The following is a 21866-nucleotide window of genomic DNA, read 5'->3' as shown; positions in this document are numbered from 1 at the left end:
GATGCGCATGGACGCGCCTCGCCGCCACCAGGCGAAGAAGTGAACGATCTGGACCGCCGCGCGGCGCCAGGAACATCAATGGGGAACTGGGATGAACACAGCAAACAAACCGCGCGTCGTCGTTCTCGGAGCAGGCTTTGGAGGCCTCGAACTGACGACGCTGCTTTCGGAGGCGATGGGGGACAGCATCGACGTGACGCTGATCGACAAGAGCGATTCCTTCATCTTCGGCTTTTCCAAGCTCGACGTCATGTTCGGCCTGAAGAAGCCGGAGGCGGTGCGCATGCCTTACAGCCGTTACGCCAAGCCCGGCGTGAAGATGCTGAAGCGCACCATCACCGCGATCGATCCGCAGACGCGCCGTGTCACCACCGACGACGGGGTCTTCGACGCCGACTATCTGATCGTGGCGCTGGGCGCCGAATATGATTTCGACGCGACGCCCGGCCTTTCCGGCACCAACGAGTTCTATTCCGTGCCCGGCGCCGAGCGGCTTCGCGACGTGCTGCCGACCTTCAGGAAGGGCAGGGCGATCGTCGGCGTGTGCGGCGCGCCCTACAAGTGCCCGCCCGCGCCCAGCGAATGCGTGCTGATGCTGCACGACTATCTGGTGAGGCAGGGCGTACGCGAGGCCTGCGAGATCTCGCTGGTGCTGCCGCTCGGCAGCCCCGTGCCCCCGTCGCCCGATACCTCGCGGGCGCTGCTTGCCGCCTTCGCCGAGCGCGGCATCAATTTCATTCCCGGCCGTCGCGTCGCTTCGGTCGACAATGCTCGCAACGTGGCGGTGCTCGATGACGGCGCCGAAATGCCGTTCGACCTTTTTCTAGGCGTTCCCAAACATCGCGTGCCGCCGGTGGTGCTTGAAAGCGGCATGTCCGAGAATGGCTGGATTCCCGTCAATCCGCGCACGCTCGAAACCAAATACGAGAATGTCTACGCGGTCGGCGACGGCGCCAACACCGGGACGCCCAAGGCCGGGGTATTCGCCGAGGGTGCTGCACGGGCGGTGGCCACCACACTGGTTGCAAAATTGCGCCAAGGCGGCAGCGGCACGCTCTATGACGGCTTCGGCACCTGCTACATCGAATTCGGCGGCGGCCGCATCGGCAAGGTCGAAGTCGATTTCTTCTCCGGCCCGGCGCCGACCGGCAACTACTATGAGCCTTCCGTTGCGCTTCGCGCCGACAAGGAGATGTTCGGTTCGAGCCGGCGGTCGCGGTGGTTTGGACTGTAGCCACCTATCATCTATGTCGGACGGCAAGCGGGGCCCGGCATTCCGGGCCCCATCGGTGATCCTCAGGAAAGGGCTTTCTGCACCATGGCGGTGTCGACATACTGCGTCATGCGCACGATCCTGCCGTCCTTGACCTCATAGAGGTGGGCGAAGGCTGCGGTCATCGGCTTGCCGGTCGCCTTGTAGGTGCCGGAATAGACGCCGAATGCGGCGACGCGGTCGCCGTCGACAAGGTAGGTATGGACGTCGGCCCGGTAGCCGGTCCATTCCGTGGCGAGCCTCTGGAATACGCCTTTCATCAGCGCGTCCACGCCGACATAGGTGCCGGCATAGGGGAAGCCCGCAGCCTCGGTCCATTCGACCGATGGCGAGAGCACGGCAAGCAGGTTGTTGCCGTTCTCCTCGGAGGACCCTTCATAGGTCCTCCGGATCAGATCGAGATTGGCCCTCATCTCAGCCCCACTTCATCTCGCCCGTGGCGACCTTCGAGCCGATGTCCAACGCGACGCCCATGCCGAGGTTCGGGAAGCGGGCTTCCATGGCGGCCTTGAGGGCGGCGGCGTCTTTGGCCTTGGCGAGTTCTTCCTCGAAGGCGAGCAGGTATTTTTTGGTGTGCTCGACACCGGAGAGATCGGTCGCAGCTTCCCGGGTGAGGTGGCCGGGCACCACGACGGCCGGCTTGCGCGCGGCGATCTTGTCGAGATTGGTGACCCAGGCGGCGCGCTGCTCCTTGGTCGGCGTGTCGGCCGTCCAGACATGGACGCCGTTGAAGATCAGCACGCCGCCGAACACGGCCTTCAGCGAAGGCACCCACAGATAACGGCGGTTGGCCAAGCCCTCGGCCGTGACGATCTCCACCTTTTCGCCATCGACCGTCAGTGACGGGCCGTCAAAGGCTTCCGGCAGGACGATGTCGGCAAGCGTCTGCGGGCCGTTTTCCTTGAGCTGCGGGCCCCACACGGCGAGCTTCTTGTCGACCGAAGCTTTGATCGCAGCCACCGTTTCGGACGCTGCGATTACCTTGGCGTCCGGGAACGCCTCGCGGACCGGCTTCAGGCTGAAGTAATAGTCCGGGTCCGACTGGCTAATGTAGAGGGTCGTCAGCTTCTTGCCGGTGGCTCTGATCGACTCGGCCAGCGCGCGGCCGTCCGGATAGCTGAAGCCGCCGTCGATCAGCAGCGCTTCGGTCGCGCCCGACAGCAGGACAGGGGCGCGGAAGAAGCCGTTCGGACCCGCCGGAAAATGCTTCCAGCTCAGTTTCGAGCCCGCGGCGTGGCCAATGTCGGCCGGGGCAAAAGCGGCAATGGCGCCGATGGCAAGCGTGGTTTTCATAACGTGTCTCCTCGTGATCATGGGGGGCTCTCCTCTCGGATTGTGGGGTTGAGAACCGGGCTTTGCCCGGCTCGGGGTGGTCAGGTCAGAAGGCTCCAGCCGCCGGACAAATTCAGGAAGCTGTGGTCGGGTTTGGTGATGTTGGTGTGGACGATGCCGTTCTCGAAATCCTCGACATGGGTGACGGTCGTGCCGTCGGCCTCGCTCCAGGTCACCATGAAGACGCAGGCACGGATGGCAGTCGCCCGGTAGGTCACGGCCTCCGCCTCGGCGAAGTCCGGCGCGTCCGCGGGAGCGAACCGCATGGTCGAGCCGTTGGCGTCGAACTGCAGATGGAAGGCGAGTTCGCCGAAACGCGCCTCGTAGACATGGCCAATGGCCGGGAAAGTCTCAGTCGTGACCATGTGATACCTCCTTCGAACCGGTTGGGAGGCCGAAGCGGCCCGAACCCGACGCACCGAAGATGGATCGTTTCGATTGATCGATAAATATCGATGAATTGGATTGAATGTGAGCTATAAGCACACAATCATTGCGAGGCGGCGAACCATGGAAACCATCAACCTCAACAGATTGGCCTATTTCGCGGCGGTGGTGGATGCCGGCTCGTTCACGCGCGCCGCCGAGCGGCTTGGCATCACTAAGACGGTGGTGAGCCAGCAGGTCGTCAGGCTCGAAGCGGAGCTGAAGACGAGCCTTCTCTTGCGCACGACAAGGCGGGTCGAGCCGACCGAGGCGGGCCGCCAACTCCATGCGCGATGCGTGATGATCCTGCGCGAGGCGGAGGAGGCCTTTGACGAGCTTGCCCGGACAAACGCCCAGCCGATAGGTGTGCTGCGCATCACCGCTCCCAATGACTATGGCGCCACCACCATCGCGCCGTTGGCGGCCCGCTTCTGCCGCACCTATCCGGCATGCCGCGTCGACCTCATGCTTTCGGACGCCAGGATCGATCTTGTTGCCAATCAGGTCGATCTCTCGATCCGCGTCGGCTGGCTGGCGGACTCCAGCCTCCAGGCGCGCAGGGTCGGCTCCTTCCGCCAGTTTCTGGTCGCCGCGCCCGAGCTTGCCCTGTCCCCGGCAGAGCCCGAGGATCTGGCCGGCTTGCCCTTCGTCGCCAATGTCGCGCTGAAGGAGCCGCTGGTATGGCGCTTCACGCGCGGCGGCGGCGACCGGTGCACGGTGCGCATGAGGCTTGGCATGACGGCCAACGCCACGCCGGCCGTGCTGCAGGCAACGCTGGCCGGCGCCGGCATGTCGATCCTCCCCGATTTCCTTGTCGAGGAGCATCTGGCCGCCGGCAGGCTGGCGCATGTCCTGCCTGCCTGGACGCCGCCCTCCGGCGGCATCCACGCTGTCTTTCCGGCTGCCCGCTTCCGTCCACCCAAGGTCACCCGCTTCGTGGAGATGCTGGTCGGCAAGAGCAGCGGAGGCGTTTCACCTGTTCCGTGAAACGCTGAAACGCTCTTGTGAGAAGGATTGCCTTCAGGTGCTGGAAGCCGGCGGCAGCTCGAACAAGGTGGCGCCGTTGTCGCGTCCGATCTGGGCATAGCCGATGATGTGAAACCACCGCGTGACGTCGGGCCGCTCCAGCCAACTGCGCGAATGTACCGGAAGGTTGCCGGCAAGCGCCTGGACGTGGCGGATGTGCCGCTTGCAAAAGCGCAGCGTCGCCGCGCTGAAGAAACCTTCCTGCGCGGCAAACAGCGTGTCGGCGGCGTCGGCATTTTCGTGCCAGGCGATGATGGCGACCGTCTCGTCGCCCTCGACGAGCGCGTGCGCCCGGCCCTCCTTCAAATTCATCATCAGATTGTCGTAGGCGCTTTTGCTGTCCTTGCCGGCGGCTACATATTCGTCCGACATTCGCTGGGACAGGTCGCGGAACACATCTTCGAGATCTCCGAGGGTCGCTGCGCGTGCTCTCATTTCTCCTCCTGACAGCCCCGGTAGCAGTTTGCACCAGGAAGGAGGGATCACCAAGAAATGCAAATCCGCGATCGGGCCTATCCGCGCAAACGCATTTCGCTGAAGCGCGCAGTATCCAGGCGGCGCCCGCGAACGCGTCGGGCAAAGGCCCGGTCTCTTCGAAGAAGGCCGGCTCGCGTCCGGCTCCGGCTTATTTGGTTCCGCCGACCGTGGTGGCCTGCCTGTCGATCCAGAGTGCGATCAGCGTGCAGACGGCGCCCGACAGCAGGTAGGCGCCGGCGGCGATAAGGCCGAAAGTGCCGGCCAGAAGCAGCGCCGCCAGCGGCGCGAAGCCGGCGCCGAACATCCAGGCCAGATCCGAGGTGACCGCCGAGCCGGTATAGCGGTGATGACGCGAGAAGCTCGATGCCACGATGCCGGAGGACTGGCCGAAGCTAAGGCCGAGCAGGATGAAGCCCAGCACCATGAACACGGTTTCGCCGACGGCGCCGCCGTTCAGCAACTGCGGGGCAAAGCCGCTGAAGATGGCGATGGTGATCGCCGAGCCGCCGAGCAGGTTGCGGCGGCCGATGCGGTCGGCCAGCGGTCCCGACGCGACGATCGCCGCGATGCCGAAGAACGCGCTCACCGCTTCGATCAGCAGGAAACGCTCCGGCCCCTCATTGGTGAAGAGGAACACCCAGGACAGCGGAAACACGGTTACCATATGAAACAGCGCAAAGCTTGCCAGCGGCGCGAAGGCGCCGACGACGACATTGCGGCCTTCGGTGCCGACCATGTCCCGGATGCGCGTCGGCTGCAGGTCGCCGCTCTCGTAGAGCTTCGAGAATTCCGGCGTCACCACGATGCGCAGCCTGGCGAACAGCGCCACGACATTGATGGCGAAGGCGACGAAGAAGGGGTAGCGCCAGCCCCAGGAGAAGAAATCGTCGGCCGACAGATTGGCGACGAAGAAGGCAAACAGCGAGCTTGCCACGATGAGCCCGATCGGCGCGCCGAGCTGCGGGATCATCGCATAGATGCCGCGCCGGTTCTGCGGCGCGTTCATCGCCAGCAGCGAGGGCAGCCCGTCCCAGGTTCCGCCGAGCGCCAGGCCCTGCAGGAAGCGGGTCAGCGACAGCAGCCAGGCCGCAACCGCGCCGACGTCCTCATAGGAGGGCAGGAAGGCCATGGCGACGGTCGAGGTTCCAAGCAGGAAAAGCGCGATGGTCAGCTTGGCGCCGCGGCCATAGGCGCGGTCGATGGCCATGAACAGCACCGTGCCGAACGGACGGGCGACAAAGGCCAGCGCGAAGATGAGGAAGGAATAGAGCGTGCCGGTCAGCGGGTCGTGCGTCGGAAACACCAGCTTCGGGAAGACGATCACGGAAGCGATCGCATAGACGAAGAAATCGAAGAACTCCGACGTGCGGCCGATGATGACGCCGACCGCGATATCGCCGGCGCTGACCTGGCCGTGATGCGAGCCGATCAGCTTGCTGTCCGTTTCGGCAGTCGAAGTTTCAGCCATCTTGTCCGTCGCCACCGAGCTCAACTTCGGAACGCGATTGTCGTCGTCCCATTATGCGTGCACAATTTCGCCAAAGCCATAGCAATCGGGCATTGGACAAATTGTCCAATGTCGTCGCGCCGGCGGCGGCAGTAGCCGTTGGCCGATATCGCGCCGTAATTCGTAAGGGCCTGCCGCCGCGCCATCGAGGGCAACGTGATGAAACGATCCTTGCTTCTGCTTCCTCTGGCCGTGCTGCTCAGCGGCTGCGACTTCGTCGTGCTGGCGCCCGCCGGCGACGTGGCGGCGCAGCAGCGCGATCTGCTCGTCGTCTCCACCTTGCTGATGCTGCTCATCATCGTGCCGGTCATGGCGCTGACGGTGCTGTTTGCCTGGCGCTACCGGCAGTCCAACACGGACGCCACCTACACGCCCGACTGGGACCATTCGACCAAGCTGGAGCTGGTGATCTGGGCGGCGCCGCTGCTCATCATCATCTGCCTGGGCGCGCTGACCTGGCTCGGCACGCATCTGCTCGACCCTTACCGGCGCATCGACCGCATCGAGCCCGGGCAGCCGGTGACACAGAACCACAAGCCGCTCAAGGTCGAGGTCGTCGCGCTCGACTGGAAATGGCTCTTCATCTACCCGGACTACGGCATTGCTTCGGTCAACGAGCTGGCGGCGCCGGTCAACCAGCCGATCGACTTCCGCATCACCTCCTCGACGGTGATGAACTCCTTCTACATTCCGGCCCTGGCCGGGCAGATCTATGCAATGCCGGCCATGGAAACCAAGCTGCATGCCGTCATCAACCGTCCGGGCAGCTATACCGGCTTTTCGGCCAATTACAGCGGCGCCGGCTTCTCCGGCATGCGCTTCGCTTTCCGCGGCCTGTCCGACCAGGCCTTCACCGACTGGGTGGCGCAGGCAAAGGGTGCGCAGGCCACGCTGACGCGTGAAAGCTATCTCGCGCTCGAAAAGCCGAGCGAGAATGAGCCGGTCCGTCGCTATGCCTCCGTCGATCCCGACCTCTACGGCGCCATCCTCAATCTGTGCGTCGAGCGCGGCAAGATGTGCATGAACGAGATGATGTCGATCGACGCCAAGGGCGGACTCGGCCTTGCCGGCGTGCGCAACACGCTGCCGCTGCAATACGACAAGGTCGCGCGGCGCGGCGCGGTGTTCGGCGACGGGCCGTCCTATGTCGCTAGCATCTGCACGGCCGAGGAAGCGGCCGCCGCTTCGCGCGCGGCCCGCGATGCCGATGACCAGGACTGGCCGGTCAGGGACCTGTCGCCGCTGCGCGGCGTCGGGCTGCTCAAACCCGGCGCCGGCAGCCGCCAGGCCGAGGCGGACAGGCCGTCGCTCGGCCTGCTGCGTCTGGAATTATGAGGGATAGAAGATGTCCGAGACGCTGACCAAGTTCATCTTCGGCCGCCTCACGCTGGACTCGCTGCCGCTGCACGAGCCGATCGTCGTCGGCACCTTCATCGTCGTGGCGCTCGGCGGCCTGGCGCTTCTCGGCGCCATCACCTACTTCAAGCTCTGGGGCTATCTGTGGCGCGAGTGGTTCACCAGCGTCGACCACAAGAAGATCGGCATCATGTACATGGTGCTCGGCTTGGTCATGCTTTTGCGCGGCTTCTCCGACGCGATCATGATGCGCCTGCAGCAAGCCATCGCCTTCAACGGCTCGGAAGGTTATCTCAACGCCCATCACTATGATCAGATCTTCACCGCGCATGGTGTGATCATGATCTTCTTCGTGGCGATGCCTTTCGTCACCGGACTGATGAACTTCGTCGTGCCGCTGCAGATCGGCGCGCGTGACGTCTCCTTCCCCTTCCTCAACAATTTCAGCTTCTGGATGACGGTCGGCGGCGCCATCCTCGTCATGGCCTCGCTGTTCGTCGGCGAGTTCGCCCGCACTGGATGGCTGGCCTACCCGCCGCTTTCCGGCATCGGCTACAGTCCCGATGTCGGCGTCGATTATTACATATGGGCGCTGCAGGTGGCGGGTGTCGGCACGACACTGTCGGGCATCAATCTGATCTGCACCATCATCAAGATGCGCGCGCCCGGCATGACCATGATGCGCATGCCGGTCTTCACCTGGACCTCGCTCTGCACCAACGTCTTGATCGTCGCCTCCTTCCCGGTGCTGACGGCGGTGCTGACGCTTCTTGCGCTCGACCGCTATGTCGGCACCAACTTCTTCACCAACGACTTCGGCGGCAACCCGATGATGTATGTGAACCTTATCTGGATATGGGGTCACCCGGAGGTCTACATCCTCATCCTGCCGCTGTTCGGCGTCTTCTCCGAAGTCACCGCGACCTTCTCTGGCAAGCGGCTGTTCGGCTACACCTCGATGGTCTACGCCACGGTGGTCATCACCATCCTGTCCTATCTGGTCTGGCTGCACCACTTCTTCACCATGGGCTCCGGCGCCAGCGTCAATTCCTTCTTCGGCATCACCACGATGATCATCTCGATCCCGACGGGAGCGAAGATATTCAACTGGCTTTTCACGATGTATCGCGGCCGCATCCGCTTCGAACTGCCGATGATGTGGACGGTGGCCTTCATGCTGACCTTCACCGTCGGCGGCATGACCGGCGTGCTGCTCGCCGTGCCGCCGGCCGACTTCGTCCTGCACAACAGCCTGTTCCTGATCGCGCATTTCCACAACGTCATCATTGGCGGCGTGCTGTTCGGCCTGTTCGCCGGCATCGCCTATTGGTGGCCGAAGGCCTTCGGCTTCAAGCTCGATCCATTCTGGGGCAAGGTCTCGTTCTGGTGCTGGGTGCTCGGCTTCTGGTTCGCCTTCATGCCGCTCTACATCCTCGGCCTGATGGGCGTGACGCGCCGCATGCGGGTCTTCGACGACCCCTCGCTGCAGATATGGTTCGTCATCGCCGCCTTCGGCGCGGTGCTGATCGCCTGCGGCATCGCCGCCTTCCTGGTGCAGATATATGTCTCGATCCGCAAGCGCGCCGAACTGGTCGACGTCACCGGCGATCCCTGGGACGGCCGCACGCTCGAATGGTCGACGTCTTCGCCGCCGCCGGCCTACAACTTCGCCTTCACGCCGGTCATCCGCGATAACGACGCCTGGTGGGACATGAAGAAGGCCGGCTACAAGCGCCCGCTCGCCGGCTACAAGCCGATCCACATGCCGAGCAACACCGGCACCGGTGTCATCCTGGCGGTGTTCAGCGTCGCGCTCGGTTTCGGGCTGATCTGGTACATGTGGTGGCTGGCGGCGCTGAGCTTCGTCTGCCTGATCGCCACCGCGATCGGCCACACCTTCAACTATCACCGCGACTTCGACATTCCGGCAGCCGAGGTCACGCAAACGGAAGAGGCGAGGACAAAGCTCCTTGCAGCACAGGGCTAGGGTTTGATCATGGCATCGACGGCAACCACGGCCGACGCCGGACCGGTCTTCCACCTGGAAGAAGAGCATGCGCATGCCGAAGGCAGCAGCACCATGCTCGGCTTCTGGCTCTATCTGATGAGCGACTGCCTGATCTTCGCCATGCTGTTCGCGGCTTTTGGCGTGCTCGGCGGCAATTACGCGGCGGGCCCGGCGCCGAAGGACTTGTTCGACCTCGGCCTGGTGGCCGTCAACACCACCATGCTGTTGCTCTCCTCGATCACCTACGGCTTTGCCATGCTGACCATGGTCAAGGGTCGTGTCGGCGCGACGCAAGCCTGGCTTGGCGTCACCATGCTGTTCGGCCTCGCCTTCCTGTCGATCGAGCTCTACGAGTTCGCGCACATGATCCATGAGGGCGCGACGCCGCAGCGCAGCGCCTTCCTGTCCTCTTTCTTCACGCTGGTCGGCACGCACGGCCTGCACGTCACCTTCGGCATCGTCTGGATGGTGACGCTGATGATCCAGGTCGCGAGATATGGCCTCATCGAGGCCAACCGCCGCCGGCTAATGTGCCTTTCAATGTTCTGGCACTTTCTCGACGTCGTCTGGATCGGCGTTTTCACCTTCGTCTATCTGATGGGGACGTTGCGATGAGTGCTCACGATCATGCCGATCACGCCGACCACGGCCATGGCGGCGCCGCGCACGGCTCGTTGAAGGGCTACTTGATCGGCTTTTTCCTGTCGGTCATCCTCACGGCCATTCCGTTCTGGCTGGTGATGGACGGCGTCATCGACAACAAGCAGGCCACGGCCGTCATCATCATGGCCTTCGCCGCGGTGCAGATCATCGTCCATATGATCTTCTTCCTGCACATGACCCCCGCCTCGGAGGGCGGCTGGTCGATGCTGGCCTTGATCTTCACGGTCATCCTCGTCGTCATCGTGCTCAGCGGCTCGCTATGGGTGATGTACCACCTCAACGCCAACATGATGCCCGGCCTCCACGAGATGCAGCAGATGCCATGAGCCACGTGTCGAGCGCCGGGAGGACAAAGGCGGATGAGATGGCCGGCCGTGCCGGCTTCGCATCGCCGCCGGGTGTCGGCTCGGCGTCGCGATTGTTCCTGCCGCTGCTCGGGCTCGTCGGCGTCCTGGTGTTTGTCGGCCTCGGCATCTGGCAGTTGGAAAGGCGGGTCTGGAAGCTCGACCTGATCGCCCGTGTCGACCAGCGCATCCATGCCCCGGTCGTCGACGCGCCAGGCCCCGCAGCCTGGGGCGCCATCGACGCGGCCGGCTATGAATACCGCCATGTGCGGTTAGGCGGGCAGTTCCAGAGCGGCGCCAACACGCTGGTGCAGGCGGTGACCGAGCTTGGCGGCGGCTACTGGGTGCTGACGCCGATGCGCACCGACGATGGCTTCACGGTGCTGGTCAATCGCGGCTTCGTTCCGCAGGAGCGCAAGGCGGAGTTCCAGCAGGAAAGCAGCATCGCCGCGCCGGCGACGGTCGACGGCCTGCTGCGCATCAGCGAGCCCGGCGGCGGCTTCCTGCGCAGCAACGACGCGGCCGGCAACCGCTGGTATTCGCGCGACGTCGCGGCCATCGCCAAGGCGCGCGGCCTCGCCGATGTCGCGCCCTATTTCGTCGACGCCGAAGCGTCCGGCGCGGACATCTGGCCGCGTGGCGGTCTCACCGTCGTCGCCTTCCGCAACAGCCATCTGGTCTATGCTTTGACCTGGTTCGCTTTGGCGGCGATGCTGGCGATCGCGCTTGCCAGGCCGATACTCGCGCGCAATCGGAACGCAGCGCGATGAACATCGCGTGGCCGCATCACGACAAGCCGTCCATGGCTGCTTCTCCTGCCGGCCAGGGCAGCTCGAATTCCGACGCGACGAACCGCAAGAACCTGCTTCTGCTCGTCCAACTTCGTTGGCTGGCGGTGGCCGGGCAGGTGCTCACGATTCTGGTAACGCAATATTGGTTCGACATCCCGCTGCCGCTGCCGGAGATGGCGGCCGTGGTGCTGTTCCTCGTCGGGCTGAACATCTTCAGCCTGCTTGCGCTGCGCGGCAACCGCCGCATCTCCAACACGCAGCTCTTCGTCGCGCTGATCTTCGACATGGCGGCGCTGACCACGCAGCTCTATCTCAGCGGCGGCGCCTCGAATCCCTTTGTCTCGCTCTATCTGCTGCAGATCACGCTCGGCGCGGCGCTGTTGACGCCGTGGTCCACCTGGATCCTGGTGGCCGCGGCCTCGGCCTGCTTCGTCTTCCTGATATTCGTCTTCCAGCCCATCGCCATCCCGCATCATGGCGGCAGCGACCTCCTGGCGCTGCACCTGCGCGGCATGTTCATCTGCTTCGTGCTGGCCGCCGGCCTGATCGTCATCTTCATGACGCGCATCAACCGCAACCTGCGTGAGCGCGATGCTTACCTTGCGGATCTCCGCCAACGCTCGGCCGAGGAGGACCACATCGTGCGCATGGGCCTGCTCGCCTCCGGCGCCGCGCACGAACTCGGCACGCCGCTCTCGACCATCTCCGTGATCCTCTCCGACTGGCGCCATATGCGCGGCATCAAGCGCAACCGCGAACTGTCGGAAGACGTCGCCGAGATGCTGGCGCAGATCGAGCGCTGCAAGAGCATCGTCACCGGCATCCTGATGTCTTCGGGACAGGCGCGCGGCGAGGGCACGATCCGCACCACCATCCGCCATTTCCTCGACGACCTCGTCCAGGAGTGGCGCGTCAGCCGCCAGCCCTTGAAGCTGGACTACCGAAACGATTTCAACCCCGACGGCGAGATGGTGTCCGACACGGCGTTGAAGCAGGTCATCTTCAATGTGCTCGACAACGCCCTTGAGGCATCGCACGATTGGGTCGGCGTCACCGTCAAGCAGGACGACGAGAAGCTGGTGTTTTCCGTGACCGATCGCGGACCGGGTTTCGACAAGGATATTCTGGCCGCGCTCGGCCAGCCCTATATGTCGAGCAAGGGAAGGCCGGGCGGCGGGCTCGGCCTGTTCCTGGTGTTCAACGTGGTGCGCAAGCTTGGCGGCGATATTGCGGTGCGCAATATGACCGAAGGCGCCAGCGTCACCCTTTCGCTGCCGCTGGCGGCGCTGACCGATGGAACCGATCACCATGGCTGATCGATCGCTGTTTATCGTCGAGGACGACGCCACCTTTGCGAAGACGCTTAAACGCTCCTTCGAAAAGCGCGACTACGCGGTCACGGTCTGCCCGGACCGCGAGGCGTTGCACGCCGCGCTGGAAACGGCGGTGCCGGCCTATGCCGTGGTCGATCTCAAGCTCGGCGCCGGCTCGGGTCTGGAATGCGTCAAGCTCCTGAACGCCCGCGATCCATCGATCCGGATCGTCGTGCTGACCGGATTTGCCAGCATCGCCACGGCGGTCGAGGCGATCAAGCTAGGCGCCTGCCACTATCTTGCCAAGCCGGCCAACACCGACGACATCGAAGCCGCTTTCGGCCGCGCCGAGGGCGACACGTCCGTGGCGCTCACAAGCCGTCCCACCTCGATCAAGAACCTCGAATGGGAACGCATTCACGAGACGCTGGTCGAGACCGGCTTCAACATCTCCGAGACAGCGCGGCGGCTCGGCCTGCATCGGCGCACTCTCGCCCGCAAGCTTGAGAAGCGCGTGGTGCAGTAGATAGTTAACTGTGCGCCGGCGCCATGGCGGCCCCTGCTTCCCCGTCGACCGTCGGCCCCCGTTCGATGTAGCGTGAAATTCTCGTTACGTGGTCGATCTGCCTGCGGAAGGCTTCCAGCTCGTCTCCGGTCAATCGCGTTCCCGCCGACAGCCGGGTCGCGGTCGGATCGTAGTAGCGGCCGCCGATCCTGAGTTCGTAGTAGAGATGCGGGCCCGTCGAGAGACCTGTCGAGCCGATATAGGCGATGGTCTGCCCCTGCTTCACGCGTTGGCCGACTTTGAGGCTCGAGGGCACGCGGGAGATGTGGGCGTAAGTGGTGAAATAGTCGCCGTCATGCTGCAGGCGCACATATTTGCCGTAGCCGGACTCCCAGCCGATCTTGACGACGCGTCCGTCGCCCGCGGCCACGATCGGAGAATTGTAAGGCGCGGCATAGTCCACGCCATTGTGATGCAGCCATCGCTTGAGGATAGGATGCACGCGCCAGGCAAAGCCGTCGCCCAGCCTTCCATTGGCCACCGGTTTGGCCATCAGCATCTTCGAAACCGATCTGCCTTGTTCGTCGAAGAATTCGGCTTGTCCGGTCGCTGACGGCTGATAGCGATAGAAGATCTTGTCGCCGTCGCCGCCATGGAATGTCGCGGAGATCAGCGTGGAGCGGCCGTCGGTGCCGGTTCGAAAGATCAGGTCCATCGACCGGCCGGCGGTCTTGTCGGCGCTCAAGCCGTTGGCTCGCGCCAGATTGACGATCTCGGCGCTCACATCGGCGGGCACTTTCGCCTTCCCGAGGCGCCGCTGTGACGGCTGTCGGTCCGGGTGCGCGGCGCCGCAGTCCACATCGGCCGCTTCGGCGGCGATGCGGTCGTAGAGCTCGCGGCTGGCCAGTCGCCGGAAGCTGCCGTCGTCGCTTCGCGCAAGGAACATCTCCGCCTCGTCGCGGCGATGAAAACGCACCGCCGCCAACCTTGGCGGCCGATCCGGCGATGCGGGCCTCTCCATGATCAGATCGAGATGGTCCGAAGGGTCGAGCGTGCGGTTGCTCCACGCATCGGCCAGCGCGTGCCGGTCGGTCTCGCTGACGCCGGCCGCGGCCAGCAGGCTGTCGACATCTTTGGTGGCGTTAGGCATTGCCGCGACGCGCTCGACCTGTGGCGGCGGCTGTTCAGCCGCAGTGCTGACGTTGATCGGAACACTCCGCATCGTGGGCGTCCGGCCATCCGTACGCCAAGCCGTCGGTGATGGCAGCGAAGCCGCCGCAAGGCCGGGCCTTGCCAGCAACACATCGAAAGGACTGGTCTTCGCGGGCGGCTCGCTATCCTGGTAGAGCAGGGGTTGGTCATCATCCGTGGCGTTGTCGGCCAACTCGCCGAGGGAAACCTTGACGCGGCGGTAGGTGAATTCGTCCGCGGATCCATCCGGTTCCGCCTCCACCAAAGCCGCCGTCGCATCGCGATTTGCCAGCTTCGGCGGCGGCAGCCGATCGCCCTTGGCAGTGGATACCTGTTTCACCCGCTGTGGTGTTGCCGGAACCGCCTGCGCGACGGCCGCGGGGCGAACGGCGACACGCAGCGTGCCGAGAAACGCGCCCGTGGCTCCGACACTGGCCAGGAGCACGGCAAGCGCGAGCCGGGCATGCGTCCGCATCGAGAAGCGAACAATGCGCTCCCGCCAATGGATGCCACGCAAGGGACCGTAGCTAAGATCGATTCCGCCATAGCGGAATCTGCTGGAACGGCTGGGAGAGCCCGCATCAGGTTTCCCTTCAACGGGCGGCGCAATAGGCACTGCCATCGAGCAGGCTTCCCCTCTTCTCTTTCTTGCCCTGATTCCAGCCCGCCCGAGCCGAATGCTATCGCCCTCTACGACAAGCATGAACCCATGGGCACCCGCCCAAGCCTCAACTTTTCGTGCATGAAATGTCATGCCGTGGGTTGCCGCGGTCTATGTCTCCTGGCTTGACGAGAATGCCTGCGACAGCCACGCGATGAACAGCGCGGCAGACCTCGACGGCCGGCGTTGCGGGTTCGGCACGATATGCAACGCAATCGCCAGCGCATCCCCCAGCCCGAACGGCGCGACCAGTCGGCCCGATTGCAGATAGGCGGCGGCATAGGTCGAGAGCGTGGCGGCGATGCCGCCCGAGCAGGCCGCCAGTTCGAGAGCGGCCGCCGCATTGTCCGCCTTGATCGGCGCCAGTTTCGGCGCAATGGCGATTTTTCTGCTCTTGGCCCATTGATCGAGCAATTGCACGCGGCCCTGCACATGGATGAGCCGCGCGGCGTTGAACCAGTGGCTGTCGGGTTTGGCGCCGGCCTTGCCGGCGGTCGCGGGGTCGCACAGGAGCGTCAGCCGCTCTTGCCCAAGCCTCACCGCGGCCGGCATCTGCTGCGAGGGATCGAGCACCAGGATGCTGAGATCCGCCAGCTCGACATTGGGGTCGGTCCAGATCGTGCTGTTGAGGCGGATTTCGATCTCAGGATGCGCGGCGGAAAAGCTGCCCAGATGCCTGGCCAGCCACAGGGTCGTGAAGCTCAGAGGCGCCGACACCGTCAGGCTCGTCTGCGCGCGCGCTCCCATCAGCCCCTGCGTCGCGGCCTCGGCGCGGTCGAGCGCCTCGCTGATGCCCGGCAGATAGGCAGTGCCGACCTCGGTCAGTTCCAGGCCGTTGCGCAGCCGGTGGAACAGTGGCCGGGCAAAGAACTGCTCCAGCGCCCGCACCCGCTGGCTGATCGCGGCTTGCGTGCATTTCAGCTCTTCGGCCGCCCGGGTGAAGCTCAGATGCCGCGCCGACGCCTCGAAGGCTTCGAGATAGCTCAGATGCGGCAGGTTTCTCATCAAGACCCTGTTTTTCTTTTTCAGACATTATGAAAACGAGGTCAGCGGGTAAAGATCGATTTCTTGCGGATTTTGCGTCTCACGGCTTCCTTAAGGCGTCGTCCAGCTTCCGAACGGAACGCGCCAGATATGCCCTTCACCTTGCTCAGATACGGCCTGCGCTCAAAGCACGCGTCCTTCGGCGATATTCCTTCGACGCCGGCGCTGAAGCGATCCTATGACGTCGTGATCGTCGGCGGCGGCGGGCATGGTCTGGCGGCCGCCTATTACCTGTCGAACGTGCATGGCATCCGCAATGTCGCGGTACTGGAAAAGGGCTATCTCGCCGGCGGCAACACGGCGCGCAACACGACCACCGTCCGCTCGAACTACATGACCGAGGAATCGGTCCGCTTCTACGCCGAGGGCGTGCGCCTGTTCGAGACCATGTCGCAGGACCTCGGTTTCAACATCATGTACTCGCAGCGCGGGCAGCTGACGCTGGCGCATTCGGACGCAACGATGCGCAGTTTCCATCTGCGCGCCGAGATGGGCAAGCATGTCGGCACGCGCATCGAAGTGGTCGATGCCAGGACGGTCAAGGAACTGGTCCCGCATCTCAACCTCGACATCGGCGGCATGCACGAGGTGCTGGGCGGGCTTTGGCATGCCGATGGCGGCACCGCCCGGCACGACGCGGTGGCCTGGGGCTACGCCAGGCATGCCAGCCGGCGCGGCGTCGAGATCCATCAGCGCACCGAAGTCGCCGGTTTCGACGTCAGCGGTGACCGCGTCACCCATGTCAGGACCAACCGCGGCACCATTGCCGCCGGCCAAGTGCTGCAGGCCGTCGGCGGCCTCAACGGTCAGGTGGCAGCGCTGGCCGGCATCCGCCTGCCGATCCGTTGCTTTCCGTTGCAGGCGATGGTGACGCAGCCGCTCAAACCCTTCCTGCACACGCTGGTCTCGTCGGCCAATCTGCACACCTATCTGGTGCAGTCCTCGCGCGGCGAGGTCGTCATCGGCGGCGGCTCCGATCCCTATCAACTGGCGTCGACCCGCTCCACGCTCGACCAGAAGGAACATCTGGCCGAGGGCGCGCTGCACCTCTTTCCCTTCCTGCACAAGGTCAAGCTTCTGCGGCAATGGGCCGGCATCACCGACATGACGCCGGATTACAGCCCGATCATGGGCGCGTCGCCCCTGGCGAATTACTGGCTCGATTGCGGCTGGGGAACCTGGGGCTTCAAGGCGACGCCGGTGGCCGGCAAGCGCATGGCCGAAACCATCGCCACCGGCAAGGTGCCGGACATCCTGAAACCCTTTGACCTGCGCCGTTTCGACAGCTTCGCGCTGCTGAACGAGATGGGCGCGACAGCTGCCAGCCATTGAGGGGTCCATGAAGATACTGACCTGCCCGGTGAACGGGCCCCGCAACATCGCCGAGTTCCAGTATCTCGGCCCGGTGCGCGCCGCCAGCGCCGAGGAGCCCGGGCAACTGATCGAGGCGCTGTTCTATGCGGAGAACCCGCTCGGCATCATGCACGAATGGTGGCGGCACATGCCTTCTAACACCATCCTGATCGCCGAGCGTCACACTGTCACCGACCGGATCGTCGCCACCTATCTTCCCAACCAGAAGCCCGCCTGACATGACCGAACGACTGCCGCTTCCCTGGGGGTCACGCCTCGACCGTGCGCGAAGAATCCGTTTCCGGTTCGACGGCCAGCCGGTCGAAGGCCTTGCCGGCGATACCATCGCCTCGGCGCTTGCCGGCGCCGGCCGCTGGATCCTGTCGCGTTCCTTCAAATACCACCGCCCGCGCGGCGTCCTGACCATGGCCGGGCAGGACGCCAACACGCTGGTGCAATTGCCGGACGAGCCGAATGTGCGGGCCGATCTGCGCGCCGCCATCGACGGCATGCAGGTCACGGCACAGAATGTCAGCGGCACCGCCGAGCGTGACCGTGGCGCGGTGCTGGACAGGCTCGGCCGCTTCATGCCGGTGGGGTTCTACTATCGCAGCTTCTTTCGTCCGGGCGCGAAAAGCTGGCTAAAATTCTGGGAACCGATCATCCGCAGGTCGGCGGGTCTCGGCAAGGTCGATCCGGCGGCGGCTCCCGGCCACTATGTCAGGGAAAACCTCCATACCGACGTGCTCGTCGTCGGCGCCGGTCCGGCCGGCCTGTCGGCAGCGGTGACGGCGGCGGAGGCGGGCGCGTCGGTGCTGCTGGTCGACCTCAACCCGGAACTCGGCGGCGCGCTGACCTATGCGCGTTTCGGCGTTGACAATGCCGAGGCGCAGGCGACGCTGAACGCGTTGCGCGCCAAGGTCGAAGCCCTGCCCAACATACAGGTCATGACGCAGGCGACCTGCAATGGCTGGTTTGCCGACAACTTTCTTCCCGTACTTCAGGGCGACCGGCTTTACCGCGTTCGGGCAAAGCAGGTGGTCGTCGCGGCCGGATCGCAGGAACAGCCGCTGGTCTTCCGCAACAACGACCTGCCGGGCATCCTGCTGTCGTCGGCGGCGCAGCGCCTGATGCGCCACTATGCGGTCCGCCCCGGCCGGCGCGCCGTCGTCTTCGCCGGCAACCGCGACGGCTATCTTGCGGCGCTCGACCTGGCCGAGGCCGGCGTGACGATTGCCGCTGTCCTCGATCCCGCCGCCAGTCCGGCCTTTCCAGACCTGGCGCAGCGCCTGATCGAACGCAAGCTGCGCATCGTCCACAGCGCGACGGTGACAGAAGCCGTCGGCGCCGCCGGCAACCGCCATGTCCGCGCCGTTCGGTTCACGACCCCCGGCAGCGCTGAGCAGCTCGATTGCGATCACCTGGTGATCGCCGCCGGTTATACGCCGGCCTATCAGTTGCCGCTGCATGCCGGCGCCAAGCTCAACTACGACGAGGCGCGCAAGCAGTTCGTCCTGCACAACCTGCCGGACGGGCTTCACATCGCCGGTTCGGCGGCGGGATTTTTCGATCTGCACGCGGTGCTGCGCAGCGGCGAGGCCGCAGGCGCCAAGGCAGCAAAACTCATTGGTTGCGACATCGCTCAGCCGGAGCCGATCCCGGACCCGATTGCGCCGGGCATGAACCATTTCCACCAGCTCTTGGCCCATCCGAAGGGCCGCGACTTCGTCGATTTCGACGAGGACCTGCAGGTCAAGGATATCCGGAATGCCGTCGCCGACGGCTATCGCGAGCTTGAGCTGGTCAAGCGCTATTCCACCGTCGGCATGGGGCCGTCGCAGGGCCGGCATTCCGCGTTGACCACCGCCAGGATCGTCGCCGCCGAAACAGGCCGCACGGTGGGCGAGGTGGGCATCACCACATCGCGCCCGCCCTTCGGGCCGGAAAAGCTCGGCCTGCTCGCCGGCCCGAACCATGTGCCTTATCGCCAGACGCCCATGCATGCCGAACATGTCGCCGCCGGCGCAAAGCTGACGCCGGCCGGCGCATGGTGGCGTCCGCTGCATTACGCAGGGCAGGGCGATGTCCGCAGCAAGATCGCCGACGAGGTCGCCCTGGTGCGCAACCAGGTCGGCATGCTCGATGTCTCGACGCTCGGCAAGCTGGCGATCCGCGGAACGGATGCAGCGGCCTTCGTCGACCGGATCTACACCATGGCGCATCTCAAGCAGCCGGTCGGCCGCGTCCGCTATTGCCTGATGCTGAACGACATGGGCTCGGTCATCGACGACGGCGTCGCCTATCGCCTGTCGGAGACCGAGTTCTATGTGACGGCCACGACCGGCGCCGTAGCCCGCGTCTTCAGCGAGATGCTGTTTTTGAACGCGCAATGGCGCATGCAGGTCGACATCCAGAACGTCACCGCCGCCTTCGCCGCGGTCAACGTCACCGGCCCTTCGGCGCGAAAAGTGCTGGAGGCGCTGGGCAGCGACATCGACCTGTCTTCCGAAGGCTTTCCCTATCTCAATGGACGCAGCGGCGTGATCGGCGGCTGCCCTGTGCGCATCATGCGCATCGGCTTCACCGGCGAACTGAGCTACGAATTGCATGTGCCGCAATCCTTCGGCGGATCGCTGTGGCGCAAGCTGCTCGAGGTCGGCGCGCCGCACGGCCTGAAACCTTACGGGCTGGAGGCCTCGCGCATCCTGCGCCTGGAAAAGGGCCACATCATCATCGGCCAGGACACCGACGCGCTGTCGACGCCGGACGAGCTTGCCATGGGCTGGGCGTTGTCCAAGACCAAGCAGCGCTACGTCGGCAAGACGGCCATCGAAGCGCGCGGCAGGCTGGGCCTGAAGCGCAGGCTTTGCGGCTTCGAACTGCCCGAGGGGCACGGGATAAGGCTCGCCGAATCCTGCCTTGTGCTGCGCGACGGCCGGCCCGTCGGCTTCGTCACTTCGACCTTCTTCTCGCCGACCTTGGGCAAGTGGATCGGGCTTGCCTATGCCGATCCGCGGGATGCCGCGCCGGGCTCCAGCCTGCGCATCCGCGGCCTGTGCGGCAGGGAGATCGTGGCCAAGGCCGTGGCGACGCCGTTCTACGATCCCGAAAACCACCGGCAGGAGATGTAGTATGGTCGCAAATGGATCAGTCGACCTCGCCGGCGCCGATCCGGCACTGCGCCGCAACGCCATTGCGCATCGCCTGCCATTGCAGGCCGGTTCGCCGGGCGCGAGCGACAATCTTGTGCTGGATTGCACCGACACGGAGCGTCTCGGTCTGCGCGGGCCGGGCACGATGGATTGGCTTGCCGCTGAAGGTCTTGCCGCCCCTGAGGCAGTGAACACCGCCGTCGCCTTGCCATGCGGCACCGGCGTGCTGCGGCTGGGACAGCAAGAGATGCTGTTGATGGCGCCTCCCGGCGCTAGCGGCGAAAGGCTGCGCGAACTGCGCCGGGCATGGCGCGAGAGTGCGCTGCCATCCAAGGGATACGACGCCTATCGCGACGAGGGCTGGGCCTGGTTCGTCGTTTCCGGCTCCGCCGCTCCGGCCTTGATGCGTCGCATCTCGATGGCCGATCTCAGGCCGGAAAGCCTGAAGGCAGGCCAGGTCGCGCAGACCCGCGCGCTGCATCTCGACGTGGTGGTCGCGCGCCTCGACCGGTTCGGTGCGGTTTCCTATGACATCTTCTTCGACATTGCCTCGGCGGCCTTCGCGCTGGATGTGCTGACCGAAACCGCCGAGGGGCTCGATGCGGGCTTCCGGCTCGTCAGGCTTGCGGCGTAGACGGCGACGTCGAGCCCCACCTCTACCTCACACCGAGGCCAGCCGTCAGCCCGCCATCGATCTTGTAATCCGCGCCGGTGCAGAAGCCGGCTTTCGACGAGCACAGGAAGGCGATGAGCTCGGCCACTTCCTCCGGCTCGCCGATACGGCCGAGCGGATGCGCCGCGCCGAAGCGCTTGAAGGCTTCCTCGACATCGGTATCGCTGCCTTGGTCGACGCGCGCGGCCCGCTCCAGGATCGGTGTGCGGATCGAGCCGGGGCTGACCGAATTGACCCGGATGCCGGCCGCCGCGTAGTCGAGCGCCAGCGACCTGGTCAGCGTGTGGATCGCGCCCTTGGTCGTGGCATAGGCGGCAACGTTCTGCTGGCAGGCGAAGCCCTGCACCGAGGCGACGTTGACGATGGCGCCGCCGCCGCGCTTGATCATTTCCGGGATGCCGAAATGCGCCGTAAGGTAGATCGAGCCGACGTTGACCGTCATAGCCCGGTTCCAGGTCTCCCAGTCGGTCGTCGTCGCGGTTCCATAAGGGTGCACAGCGGCTGAATTGACGATGACGTCCAGCCCGCCGAATTGCGCCACGCCGGCGGCGACGGCGTCGCGCACCTGATCGGAAACGGAGACGTCGGTCTCGACGACGAGCGCGGCCGCCCCGACGCCGTCCAATTGCGTTTTCATCTCGGCGTTGGCCGCGCGGTCGATGCCGCAGGCGATGATCGCGGCCCCGCCCGCCGCGAGGCGTCTGGCGGTTGCCAGGCCGATGCCGGTCGTCCCGGTCACCAGGGCGACCTTGCCGTCGAAATCCTTCATTG

At 64.9% G+C, this 21866-nt stretch carries 21 protein-coding genes; 13 read left to right on the top strand and 8 right to left on the bottom strand.

Annotated features, from left to right (window positions below; all coding sequences use genetic code 11):
• The first annotated feature begins 91 nt into the window (after window positions 1–91).
• Entirely contained in the window at window positions 92–1234 is a 1143-nt protein-coding gene (locus FJ988_RS00495; RefSeq protein ID WP_140814693.1) for an NAD(P)/FAD-dependent oxidoreductase, read from the top strand.
• A 62-nt stretch (window positions 1235–1296) separates the two neighbouring features.
• On the opposite strand, the gene FJ988_RS00490 is transcribed toward FJ988_RS00495, so the two are convergent.
• Genes FJ988_RS00490 through FJ988_RS00480 form a run of 3 tightly spaced genes read right to left on the bottom strand, consistent with a single transcriptional unit; the run spans window position 1297 to window position 2970 of the window.
• Window positions 1297–1686 (bottom strand): nuclear transport factor 2 family protein, encoded by a 390-nt coding sequence (locus tag FJ988_RS00490; RefSeq protein ID WP_140814691.1) that lies wholly within the window; start codon window positions 1684–1686, stop codon window positions 1297–1299.
• A 1-nt stretch (window position 1687) separates the two neighbouring features.
• A complete protein-coding gene (locus FJ988_RS00485) occupies window positions 1688–2587 on the bottom strand; it encodes an MBL fold metallo-hydrolase (RefSeq protein ID WP_181183382.1) in 900 nt (299 codons plus the stop codon).
• A 59-nt stretch (window positions 2588–2646) separates the two neighbouring features.
• Window positions 2647–2970, bottom strand: coding sequence for a MoaF-related domain-containing protein (locus tag FJ988_RS00480; RefSeq protein WP_140814688.1), 324 nt, complete (start codon window positions 2968–2970; stop codon window positions 2647–2649).
• Window positions 2971–3115: 145 nt separating this feature from the next.
• On the opposite strand from FJ988_RS00480, the gene FJ988_RS00475 reads away from it, so the two are divergent.
• Window positions 3116–4018, top strand: coding sequence for a LysR family transcriptional regulator (locus FJ988_RS00475; RefSeq protein WP_140814686.1), 903 nt, complete (start codon window positions 3116–3118; stop codon window positions 4016–4018).
• Window positions 4019–4051: 33 nt separating this feature from the next.
• On the opposite strand, the gene FJ988_RS00470 is transcribed toward FJ988_RS00475, so the two are convergent.
• Both FJ988_RS00470 and FJ988_RS00465 read right to left on the bottom strand, forming a co-directional pair.
• A complete protein-coding gene (locus tag FJ988_RS00470) occupies window positions 4052–4492 on the bottom strand; it encodes a hypothetical protein (protein WP_140814685.1) in 441 nt (146 codons plus the stop codon).
• 190 nt (window positions 4493–4682) lie between these two features.
• Window positions 4683–6002 carry an MFS transporter gene (locus FJ988_RS00465; RefSeq protein ID WP_140814683.1) on the bottom strand — a complete coding sequence of 440 codons (1320 nt, stop codon included), beginning with the start codon at window positions 6000–6002 and terminating at the stop codon, window positions 4683–4685.
• Window positions 6003–6200: 198 nt separating this feature from the next.
• Here FJ988_RS00465 and cyoA point away from each other — a divergent pair, with 198 nt between their 5' ends.
• The 7 genes from cyoA to FJ988_RS00430 are packed head-to-tail and all read left to right on the top strand — an operon-like array spanning window position 6201 to window position 13042.
• Window positions 6201–7376 (top strand): ubiquinol oxidase subunit II, encoded by a 1176-nt coding sequence (gene cyoA / locus FJ988_RS00460; RefSeq protein WP_140814681.1) that lies wholly within the window; start codon window positions 6201–6203, stop codon window positions 7374–7376.
• Between the two features lie 10 nt (window positions 7377–7386).
• On the top strand, window positions 7387–9384 hold the full coding sequence (gene cyoB / locus FJ988_RS00455; RefSeq protein WP_140814679.1) for a cytochrome o ubiquinol oxidase subunit I: 1998 nt from the start codon (window positions 7387–7389) through the stop codon (window positions 9382–9384).
• 9 nt (window positions 9385–9393) lie between these two features.
• Entirely contained in the window at window positions 9394–10020 is a 627-nt protein-coding gene (gene cyoC / locus FJ988_RS00450; protein WP_140814678.1) for a cytochrome o ubiquinol oxidase subunit III, read from the top strand.
• Complete coding sequence (gene cyoD / locus FJ988_RS00445; protein ID WP_140814676.1) at window positions 10017–10394, top strand: cytochrome o ubiquinol oxidase subunit IV; 378 nt, start codon at window positions 10017–10019, stop codon at window positions 10392–10394. Before cyoC ends, cyoD begins: the two co-directional genes overlap by 4 nt.
• Window positions 10391–11182, top strand: a complete 792-nt coding sequence (locus FJ988_RS00440) for an SURF1 family protein (protein WP_140814674.1) — start codon at window positions 10391–10393, stop codon at window positions 11180–11182. Before cyoD ends, FJ988_RS00440 begins: the two co-directional genes overlap by 4 nt.
• A complete protein-coding gene (locus tag FJ988_RS00435) occupies window positions 11179–12519 on the top strand; it encodes an ATP-binding protein (RefSeq protein WP_140814672.1) in 1341 nt (446 codons plus the stop codon). Before FJ988_RS00440 ends, FJ988_RS00435 begins: the two co-directional genes overlap by 4 nt.
• Window positions 12497–13042 carry a response regulator transcription factor gene (locus tag FJ988_RS00430; protein WP_140814671.1) on the top strand — a complete coding sequence of 182 codons (546 nt, stop codon included), beginning with the start codon at window positions 12497–12499 and terminating at the stop codon, window positions 13040–13042. The genes FJ988_RS00435 and FJ988_RS00430 overlap by 23 nt, the downstream gene beginning before the upstream one ends.
• A gap of 4 nt (window positions 13043–13046) precedes the next feature.
• Here FJ988_RS00430 and FJ988_RS00425 read toward each other — a convergent pair whose 3' ends face one another.
• Window positions 13047–14966, bottom strand: a complete 1920-nt coding sequence (locus FJ988_RS00425) for a M23 family metallopeptidase (protein WP_140814669.1) — start codon at window positions 14964–14966, stop codon at window positions 13047–13049.
• Window positions 14967–14984: 18 nt separating this feature from the next.
• Window positions 14985–15878 carry a LysR family transcriptional regulator gene (locus FJ988_RS00420; RefSeq protein ID WP_140814668.1) on the bottom strand — a complete coding sequence of 298 codons (894 nt, stop codon included), beginning with the start codon at window positions 15876–15878 and terminating at the stop codon, window positions 14985–14987.
• A gap of 129 nt (window positions 15879–16007) precedes the next feature.
• Here FJ988_RS00420 and FJ988_RS00415 point away from each other — a divergent pair, with 129 nt between their 5' ends.
• Genes FJ988_RS00415 through FJ988_RS00400 form a run of 4 tightly spaced genes read left to right on the top strand, consistent with a single transcriptional unit; the run spans window position 16008 to window position 21056 of the window.
• A complete protein-coding gene (locus FJ988_RS00415) occupies window positions 16008–17249 on the top strand; it encodes an FAD-dependent oxidoreductase (protein ID WP_140814666.1) in 1242 nt (413 codons plus the stop codon).
• A 7-nt stretch (window positions 17250–17256) separates the two neighbouring features.
• Window positions 17257–17508, top strand: coding sequence for a sarcosine oxidase subunit delta (locus tag FJ988_RS00410; protein WP_140814664.1), 252 nt, complete (start codon window positions 17257–17259; stop codon window positions 17506–17508).
• Window position 17509: 1 nt separating this feature from the next.
• Window positions 17510–20401, top strand: a complete 2892-nt coding sequence (locus tag FJ988_RS31345) for a 2Fe-2S iron-sulfur cluster-binding protein (protein ID WP_140814663.1) — start codon at window positions 17510–17512, stop codon at window positions 20399–20401.
• A gap of 1 nt (window position 20402) precedes the next feature.
• Complete coding sequence (locus FJ988_RS00400) at window positions 20403–21056, top strand: hypothetical protein (protein ID WP_140814661.1); 654 nt, start codon at window positions 20403–20405, stop codon at window positions 21054–21056.
• Window positions 21057–21078: 22 nt separating this feature from the next.
• Here FJ988_RS00400 and FJ988_RS00395 read toward each other — a convergent pair whose 3' ends face one another.
• Entirely contained in the window at window positions 21079–21864 is a 786-nt protein-coding gene (locus FJ988_RS00395; RefSeq protein ID WP_140814660.1) for an SDR family NAD(P)-dependent oxidoreductase, read from the bottom strand.
• Between the last annotated feature and the right edge of the window lie 2 nt (window positions 21865–21866).

Origin of the sequence: Mesorhizobium sp. CU3, assembly GCF_006442965.1 — a bacterium.
In the GTDB taxonomy this organism is placed as follows: Bacteria; Pseudomonadota; Alphaproteobacteria; order Rhizobiales; family Rhizobiaceae; genus Mesorhizobium.
This window is presented reverse-complemented; position numbering and strand designations above follow the sequence as displayed.